General features: G+C 72.6%; 6 protein-coding genes, 1 tRNA gene and 1 pseudogene. 2 read left to right on the forward strand and 6 right to left on the reverse strand.

Annotated elements, in window-relative coordinates; all coding sequences use genetic code 11:
• A partial coding sequence (locus AWZ10_RS17230) for an MsnO8 family LLM class oxidoreductase (protein WP_060891501.1) occupies positions 1-757 on the forward strand: 757 nt, incomplete at its 5' end.
• A gap of 27 nt (positions 758-784) precedes the next feature.
• On the opposite strand, the gene AWZ10_RS17235 is transcribed toward AWZ10_RS17230, so the two are convergent.
• Complete coding sequence (locus AWZ10_RS17235; RefSeq protein WP_079104389.1) at positions 785-2,656, reverse strand: putative bifunctional diguanylate cyclase/phosphodiesterase; 1,872 nt, start codon at positions 2,654-2,656, stop codon at positions 785-787.
• Between the two features lie 386 nt (positions 2,657-3,042).
• Between AWZ10_RS17235 and AWZ10_RS17240 the strand changes: the two genes are divergently transcribed.
• Entirely contained in the window at positions 3,043-4,428 is a 1,386-nt protein-coding gene (locus AWZ10_RS17240; protein ID WP_060891503.1) for a M6 family metalloprotease domain-containing protein, read from the forward strand.
• A gap of 100 nt (positions 4,429-4,528) precedes the next feature.
• Here AWZ10_RS17240 and AWZ10_RS17245 read toward each other — a convergent pair.
• From AWZ10_RS17245 to AWZ10_RS17265, 5 genes and pseudogenes are all read right to left on the reverse strand, one after another.
• Positions 4,529-4,602: transfer RNA gene (locus AWZ10_RS17245), tRNA-Lys, on the reverse strand.
• On the reverse strand, positions 4,593-5,282 hold the full coding sequence (locus AWZ10_RS17250) for a bifunctional DNA primase/polymerase (protein WP_060891504.1): 690 nt from the start codon (positions 5,280-5,282) through the stop codon (positions 4,593-4,595). Before AWZ10_RS17250 ends, AWZ10_RS17245 begins: the two co-directional genes overlap by 10 nt.
• 353 nt (positions 5,283-5,635) lie before the next feature.
• Entirely contained in the window at positions 5,636-5,998 is a 363-nt protein-coding gene (locus AWZ10_RS17255) for a hypothetical protein (RefSeq protein ID WP_046708798.1), read from the reverse strand.
• Between the two features lie 212 nt (positions 5,999-6,210).
• Positions 6,211-7,575, reverse strand: a complete 1,365-nt coding sequence (locus AWZ10_RS17260; protein WP_046708797.1) for an AAA family ATPase — start codon at positions 7,573-7,575, stop codon at positions 6,211-6,213.
• Positions 7,572-8,368 (reverse strand): annotated as a pseudogene (locus tag AWZ10_RS17265) (hypothetical protein); the annotation flags it as partial. The gene AWZ10_RS17260 and the pseudogene AWZ10_RS17265, both read right to left, overlap by 4 nt.

Consider the following 8,368-nt stretch of genomic DNA (forward strand, 5'->3'; position numbering starts at 1 on the left):
CGGCCGCGCCCCCGGCACGGACGGCGCCGCCGCCGCCGCCCTCCGCCGCTCGGCCCGCCTCAACGAGAGCGCCGACGACTTCCCGGAACAACTCGCGGAGCTGACCCGGTTCCTCGACGACGACTTCCCGGACGGCCACCCCTACCGCCGTGTCCACGCGGTACCGGGCCCCATCCAGAGCACCTCACCCGGCGGCGTCCAGTCCCCGCACCGCCCCCCGGTCTGGCTGCTCGGCTCCTCCGGCTTCAGCGCCCGCCTGGCCGGCTCCCTCGGCCTCCCCTTCGCCTTCGCCCACCACTTCTCCGCGCGGAACACGATCCCGGCACTCGACCTGTACCGCGAGTCGTTCCGCCCCTCGCCGGTTCTCGACGCCCCGTACGCGCTGATCGGCGTCTCGGCCCTCGCCGCGGACGAGGAGAAGGAGGCCCGCCGCCAGGTCAGGGCCGCCGCGCTCAACATGGTCCGTCTGCGCACGGGCCGCCCCGGCCTCGTCCCGACGCCGGAAGAGGCGGAGGCGTACGAATTCAGCGTGGCCGAACAGGACTTCATCGACTCCTGGAACGCCGACGTCGTCCACGGCACCGTCGACGAGGTCCGCACCCGCCTCGACGACCTCCACAAGCGCACCGGCGCCGACGAGCTGATGCTCACCAGCCACGCTCACAGCCCCGACCTGCGCCTGCGCTCGTACGAACTGATCGCGGACGCCTACGACCTGCCGCGCGTCCCCCGTACCGAAGCCGAACCGCAGGCCTGATCGGAGCACCTGGGCCCTCAGGGCCCGTCAGGCCTGAGGGCAGGCCGCCGCCCCCAGCAGTTCCGCGATCCGTTCCGGCGGCACCGCGCGGGAGTACAGCCACCCCTGCCCGGTGTCGCAGCCGAGCCGGCGCAGCCGGGAGGCCTGCGCGTCGGTCTCCACGCCCTCCGCCGTCACCGACAGCCCGAGCCGGTGGGCGAGCTGGACGAGGGCCTCGACGATGATCTCGTCGGCGGGGTTGGGCTGTCCGTCGTCCCCGGCGGCCCCGCCCTCCTCCCCGCTCTCGTACTGGAACCCCCGTACGAACGCCCCGTCCAGCTTCAGCACCGACACCGGCAGCCGGCTCAGGTACGCGAGGTTGGAGTACCCGGTGCCGAAGTCGTCGATGGCGATGCGTACGCCCATGTCGCTGAGGGCCTTGAGCGCCTGCAGGGGGCGGCCGGCGGAGCCCATGAGCGCGGACTCGGTGAGCTCCAGCTGCAGCAGGTGCGGGGCGAGGCCGGTCTCCGCGAGGATCTCGGCGACGTCCGCGACCAGGTCGGAGTCCCAGACCTGGCGGACGGCGACGTTCACGCTGACGAAGATCGGCGCCCGGTCGGGGTGGTCGATCTGCCAGCGGCGGGCCTGTCGGCAGGCGGTGGCCAGAATCCACCGCCCGAGCTGGACGATCGAGCCGTCCTCCTCGGCCAGTGAGATGAACCGATTCGGCGTCAACAGGCCGAACTGCGGGTGATGCCAGCGCACCAGCGCCTCGACCCCGCGCACCTCGCCCTGCGCCATGCCCACCAGCGGCTGGTAGTCCAGGACGAACTCGCCCCGCCCGACGGCCGCCCGCAGCGTGGACGACAGGGCCTGACGGGTCATCCGGTGGGCGTTGCGCTCCGGGTCGAACAGCGTCCAGCGGGCCTTGCCGTCGGCCTTGGCCCAGTACAGCGTCGTGTCGGCGGCCTGCATCAGCCCCGTCGCCGTCGTGCTCGCCGACTGCCGCTCGACCACCCCGATCGAGGCGGAGACGGACAGCCGCTGACCGGCCAGGTCGAAGGGCGCCTGCAGGGCCTTGAGGACCGAGTCGGCCAGGTCGGCGAGTTGCTCCGTGCCGGTGGAGTCCTCCACGAGCAGTGCGAACTCGTCACCACCGAGTCTGGCCACCAGCGGTGCCCCGGCAGCCGTACCGGCCGTGCGGAGGAGGGCGGCCTCGTCGGCGCACCGGGTGAGCCGCTCGGCGACGGCCGTGAGGAGCCGGTCGCCGGCACGGTGGCCGAGCGTGTCGTTGACCGCCTTGAATCCGTCCAGGTCCAGATAGACCAGGCCGATCCGGCCGGTGCCGACCTCGTCGTACGCCTCCCGTTCGAGGGCGGCGGAGAGCTGTTCGAAGAAGAGCGTGCGGTTGGGGAGCCGGGTCACCGGGTCGTGCATCTGCAGGTGACGAAGCCTGGCCTGAAGCTGGCGGTTGGCGCTGATGTCGGCGACCGAGAGGAGCACCGCCCGCTCCTCCTCGGGCAGCGGTGCCACCGACACCTGCACCCACAGCCAGGTCCCGTCCGGCTGTTTCAGTCGGCGGGTACAGCGCAGCCGGGCCTGCCGGCCGCGCAGCACCTCGCGGTAGGCGTGCCAGGTCCGGGTGTCCGAGGCGAGGTCCACCAGGTCGGCGGCGACCCGTCCGACCAGCGGTTCCGCGCCCGTACTCAGCAGCGTCCCCATCGCACCGTTAGCGGTGATGACCAGCCCGTCCCGGTCCACGACGGCCATGGCGAGCGGCGCGACGGAGAACGCGGCGGGTGCCGTGGGACTCTCCCCCGACGGCGGGGACGACTGAACTGACGCATTGGCGTGACGTTCTGTAATCGCCGGCCGGACGAGGTCTGCCGCGGGCGCCGGCCCTTGGGACGTTCCGCTCACCGTTCGCTCCCGCAGTGCACTCGTTTTCGTACGGTCTCATGTGTCTCGTCGGAGCGGCCGAACCAAGTACGTAGGGCGCTCATAGCCGTGTCCGTGCAGGAAAGTGTGCCGATCATAGAGGCTGACCCCAAGGCCTTCTAGCCACTCTCCAGTCTCCCTGAACAACGACCTGATCTGACAGATCGTTTCTGCCCCGAGCTGAACGGCTTCCCCGCTCCGTCGACCGCTTGTGACGTTCCGTGAGCGTCCGGGGTGTCGGCCATTGGGGGCCATCCGACTCGTTCTCGCCCGTTCCTCACTCTTCTGGTGCAAGCAAACAGGGCAAAGTACTACTAATTCCGAAAATCTGGACGCGGTGTTCACAAGATCCGCATCCGGAGGTCTCCGTGCAGCGTCCGCTCCCCTGGAAGGAACTTCTCGGCGACCGGGCGCCCACTCTGCGCAGTACAGCGGCCATGCTCACCTCCCTCACCGCGCTCGCCGCGACCTCTCTGATCGCGGCCCCCTCCGCCGTACCGCTGTCGGAGCCGTGCACGCTGCGACGCACCCAGGCGCATCACTCGGAGGGCATCGACACCTGGAACTCTGCCTATCCGCGCCCCACCCGCGACCTCGACGCCGTACTCGTATTCTTGTCATTCCCGGACGCGGCCCCTCTCACCACACCGGCAGAGCTGACCGCGGATCATTTTCCGGCCACCAGCGAGTTCTTCGAACGCGCCTCGTACGGCAAGTTCGCACTCCGCCCCCATCCGCGCCGCGAGTGGCTGGAGATGCCCCAGCCGTCGACGGCGTACGCCATACGACGCGACTGGAACGCGACCCACCGGGCCGCCTACCTCAGGGACGCGCTCGCCACGGCCGACCCGCACGTCGACTTCTCCCGCTACGACATCGTGTACTTCGTCGCCGACCCGCACGCGCCCGGCGTCGACTCGGACGCCACGAAGGTGGTCAACCTCGAAACCCCGCTGGAGGTCGACGGCACGGGCCTCCGTCGGGTCGTCACCGTGTTCGAGCGGCACCCCCCGGACCGCCTCGTCCTCGCCCATGAGACCGGCCACGTCTTCGACCTCCCCGACCTCTATCACCGCCCCGTCGACGGCAAGGGCGACTGGGACACCCATGTCGGCGACTGGGACCTCATGGGCAGCCAGTTCGCCCTGGCGCCGGACCTGTTCGCCTGGCACAAGTGGAAGCTGGGCTGGCTGGAACCGCGCCAGGTGACGTGCGTACGGGGGGCGGGGAGCACCCGGTTGACGCTGGAGGCGGCGGGGGCGGGGCCGCGGGGGGCGTACGAGGGGGAGACGGGAGAGGCCGGGACGGGAGAGGCCGGGGGTGGTGAGGTTGTCGGACGTGCGGGTGGTGCCGGTGGCGGTGGCGGTGGGAGCGAGGGCGGGATGGTGGCCGGCGTCGGGGTGCGGACCTTCGGGGCCGGACGGGGTACGAAACTGGCGGTCGTCCGTACGGGTCCCGACAGCGCGCTCGCGATCGAGGCGCGGGGTGCGGTCGGCAACGACGGTTCCGTCTGCACGCAGGGCGTCCTCGTCTACCGCATCCGCAGCGGCGCCGAGTCCGGCGGCGGCCCCATCGAGGTCCTGGACGCCCATCCGCGCACCGAGGCCTGCTGGGAGGACTCCGTGTACCCGCCCCTCGCGGACGCACCGGTGAGTGTGGGTGAGAGCTTCACGGTGCCGGGGGAGGCCGTACGGGTCGAGGTGGAGGGGCGCACGGCGGCCGGGGCGTGGACGGTGCGGATCGTGACGGGGTGATGGGGGTCGGGTGGGGGTGACCGGGTGGAGGAGACCGGGTGGGGGTGTGCCGGGGAACGAAGGAAGCCCCTCGCTTCCGCGAGGGGCTTCCTTCGTGTCGTGCGCCGCCAGGGACTCGAACCCCGGACCCGCTGATTAAGAGTCAGCTGCTCTAACCAACTGAGCTAGCGGCGCCTGCTGACGTCGTAGACCTTAGCACCCTGATCGGCGGGAGGAAAAATCGATACGCGCACGGTCGCGGAGGCACTCGCGCGGGCCGCCCGGACGGCTGCCCAGAGCAGTACCTCGGGCCCCGGAAGCCAAGGTCGGCGGGTGTCCGGAGCGACGAGCCAGCGGGATCCGAGGCGGGTGATTCCGGGTGCGTCCGGCGTGCTGCCGCCGGCCTCGCCGATGCCCCTGGCGCCGGCTTCGAAGGTGCTGTCACCGCCGGTGTGGAGGACGGCCGGGACGGTCACGGCGTCGCCCGCGCCGTGACAGAGGAGGGGCGGGACGGCGCCCGTGCGGCCGGGGGAGCCCCACTCCTCCCACTCCAGGAGCGTGGGCAGCCGGTGGGCGGTGCCGGGGGAGGCGAACAGCAGCATGCGCCCGCGGTACACGGCGATGGGTCCCGAGCCGGGGCCCTCGTCCCATAACCGGTCGAGCATCCGCCGTCCGAAGATCGCCGGCACGCTGACGACGTCGAAGACGGTCCCGCACGGCAACACCACCGGCGCGGCAGGCCGCTCCTCCCACAGCGTCAACGTGCTGCGCGGATACATTCCTGCCGAGGCCAGCCAAGCCGCCCCTTCCGCCGTGACCCTCGCGACATCGGCCCCGTCCTGCGGGTACCTGCCCGTCTCAACTCCACCGCTCATACACCTAGGTCTACCGTCCGTGACGGTCCGAACCCGAGTGGTTGCCGGAAATTGGTACGTGAGATGGGCAAGTGGGGTATCTTGCCCGCCCGGCATATGCCGGGCGGTGTTTCCTCCGGCGGGGAGGGCACTCACCGGTCGTGCACATGACCGCGGGCAGTGGTGCCGCCGGCAGGACGGGGGAGGGCGGACTCAGCGGCACCCCGCAAGCGCCGCTGAGCGAAACCCCGCCCCGACCCCGACCTCGGCACCGGCTCCGGCCCCGGGTTGCCTACCGGCCCCGGGTTGCCTACCGGCCCCGGGTTGCCTACCGGCCCCGGGTCGCCTACCGGCCCCGGCCGTGCAACCCCCGCTCAGATGGACTCCGGCCCACTGACGTCCCGCCCTCGCAGGAGCTCCCGCCCGTACTCGACCATCTTCTTGGCATAGTCCTCGGTCCACTCCGCCCGCTCGGCGATATCCGCCGAGGTCAGCCGATCGAACCGCCGAGGATCCGCCAGCTGCGCCGCCGCCATCGCCTGGAACTCCACGGCCCGGTCCGCCGCCGCCCGAAACGCCTGCGCCAACTCCGTCGCCCGCGACAGCAACGCCCGCGGATCGTCGATCGACTCCAGATCGAAGAAGTGCTCGGGGTCGCCGGCCGCCTCCGCCGGCTCGAAGAGCAGGGGCGCGGGGCGTAGCCGCGGTTCGTTCCGACGCGACGTGGGCTCCGCCATGTCTTCTCCTCCTCGTACGACGGTTCAGTGGGCCGGTCCCCGGGAGCGTCCCGGGTGGAGGGCCACCGTCCATTCTCTCGTGACCGCGCAAGTGGGCATCGACCCTGCCCAGGCTCCCCACGCGCCGGCCCCCACACACCTGCGCCCCGAAGGCGCCGCCCGGCTCGCGCCGGTCCGAGCCCACTCCGGGCCACGCGCCCCCGAGCCGCAGATCAGGAGCCCGCGCTCCGCGGCCCCGGCCGCCAGCCCACCCGGTGCTCCGCCAGCTCCGCCAGCACCGCGTGGTTCGCCTCCCACCCGTCCGGGAACTTCACGGTCACCCCCAGCTGCACCGGCTCGGTCGACGGATGGTCGTCGAGCAGGTCGGTGACGCCCGCCCGGCACACCACGATGCACGCGTGCCGGTGCCGGGAGGCCAGGACACACAGCCGCCCGGTCTCCAGGTGGAACGCCGTCGCGTCGGGGCGCCCGGACAGCGGGTGCAGCACGACCGTGACGTCGTACTCGCGCCCCTGGAGCCGGTTGGCCGTGTCCACGACCACGTCCAAGACGCCCAGCTCGGTCAGTGCGGAGCGCACCGCGGCGGCCTGGTCGCGGTGGGCCGTGCCGACGGCGATCCGGTCGGCGGTCAGCGGCACGGGCTCCTCGGACCGCTCCGAGGTCGCCGCCCCACCCCGGTCGAGGAGTCGCCGCACGACCAGCGCGACGGCCCGTACCGCCTCGGGGTCGGTCCGTGGGGTGTGCCGGGCCGGCAGCTCCAGCAGACCCCACCCCGACTCGGCCGCCTCGTCGATGACCCGGTCCGGACCGGAGCCGTCCGACGGCACCGCGAACCCGAGCCGCCGGTCCCCGTGCCCCGTGCCGCTGCGGAAGGGGGTGAAGGGGTAGAACGCGTCGGAGACCAGGGGCGCCGCCGAGGCCGGGAGCCGCCACGACACCGGCAGCCGGTGCTGGGGCAGCTCGGGGTTGTGGGCCAGCAGCGTCGTCACCGCCGAGGCCGACGGGTCGTACGACAGCCCCGCCCACTGCTCGCTGCCCACGATCGCGAACGGGTCCAGCTGCCCGGGGTCACCCACGAACAGCGCCCGCTCGAACAGCCCCGCCACGGCCAGCAACGCGTCCGACCGCATCTGGTACGCCTCGTCGACGATCGCGTGCCGCCACGGCTCGACCCCCTTGACGTGCGCCCACTTCGCGGCCGTGGAGATCACGACGTCCAGCCCGGCCAGATCGGCCGCCTTCGTCGACTTCCGTACATTCGCCAGATCGTCCAGCGCCTTGTCGTACGGGTCGCTGTCGCTGCTGTGCAGCCGGCCGACCGGGAGGTCCGGGTCCTTCTCGGCGAGCCGGACGACCAGGTCGTCGACCTGCGCGTTCGTCTGCGCGATGACCATCAGGGGGCGCCCGGCGGAGGCGAGTTCGAGCGCCGCGCGGACGACGAGTGTCGACTTCCCGGCGCCGGGCGGCGAGTCGACGACGACGCCGCGCGCGTCGCCGTGCAGCGTGTCGCGCAGGATCGCGTCGGTGGCGCGGCCGGCCGCCGCCCCGGGGTCGAGCAGGGCCTCGGTGGGGGTCACAGAACATCCTCGTCGGTCACCGGATCCGGCAGCGGTACGGCGTCGGGCTCACCCGGCGGCCCACCGTGCGTCCACGGTGTCTCCTCGGGGTCCGGCAGCTTCGCCCCGCCCCGCTGGTCGTGCTCGAAGAGGGTGAAACAGAGCAGGTCGCCCCGGTCGGGGACCGACCCCGCCTCCGGCTCCTTGCCCCGCCCCATCTTGTCCATGATCCGCAGGACCAGAAGGCCCTCGTCCCCCTCGCCCTCCTCGTACCCCACGAACTCCGCCGTCTGCGGCTTCCCGCCCAGCGAGCGGTACACCTTCGCCCGCTCCCCGAGATGCGGCCGGTCCCGCGTCGCCACGGTGACCAGCGGCCGGGGGCTCGGCCGCTTGCTCTCGCTGTAGGCCATGACGACGTCCGTGACCTCTCCGGCGAACGCCTCCCCGGCCAGCCGCCGCCCGGCCATGACGAGGGGGTCGTCCAGGGCCTCCTGGGCGTCGAGGCGGGCCTGTTCCCGCTCGCGCGCGGCCAGTTTGTTCGCGGCGGTGACCGCGTCGTCGATGCGGGGCTGCGGGGGCTCCCCGGCGACGATCCGGTCCCGGTGGCCGGTGAAGGACCAGCGGTCGCGGGTCCACCGGTCGGCCGCGTGGGCGCCCTCCGGCAGGGCGCGCAGCAGGTCGAGGCCGTGCCAGACCGCGTCCCAGGTGGGCCGGGTGCGGCTCTCGACCAGGGCGCGGATCTCCCGCTCGGCGGCGGTCAGCGCGCCCAGCCGGTCGTCGGCCTCCAGGCCGTCCTCGGCGGCGGCCAGGGCGA

The organism is Streptomyces europaeiscabiei (assembly GCF_001550375.1).
GTDB classification, from domain to species: domain Bacteria; phylum Actinomycetota; class Actinomycetes; order Streptomycetales; family Streptomycetaceae; genus Streptomyces; species Streptomyces europaeiscabiei.

Excerpts from the sequence above, each read along its gene's own strand:
- AWZ10_RS17250 (WP_060891504.1), bottom strand. The coding sequence starts at position 5,282 with ATGAGCGGTGGAGTTGAGACGGGCAGGTACCCGCAGGACGGGGCCGAT.
- AWZ10_RS17255 (WP_046708798.1), bottom strand. The coding sequence starts at position 5,998 with ATGGCGGAGCCCACGTCGCGTCGGAACGAACCGCGGCTACGCCCCGCG.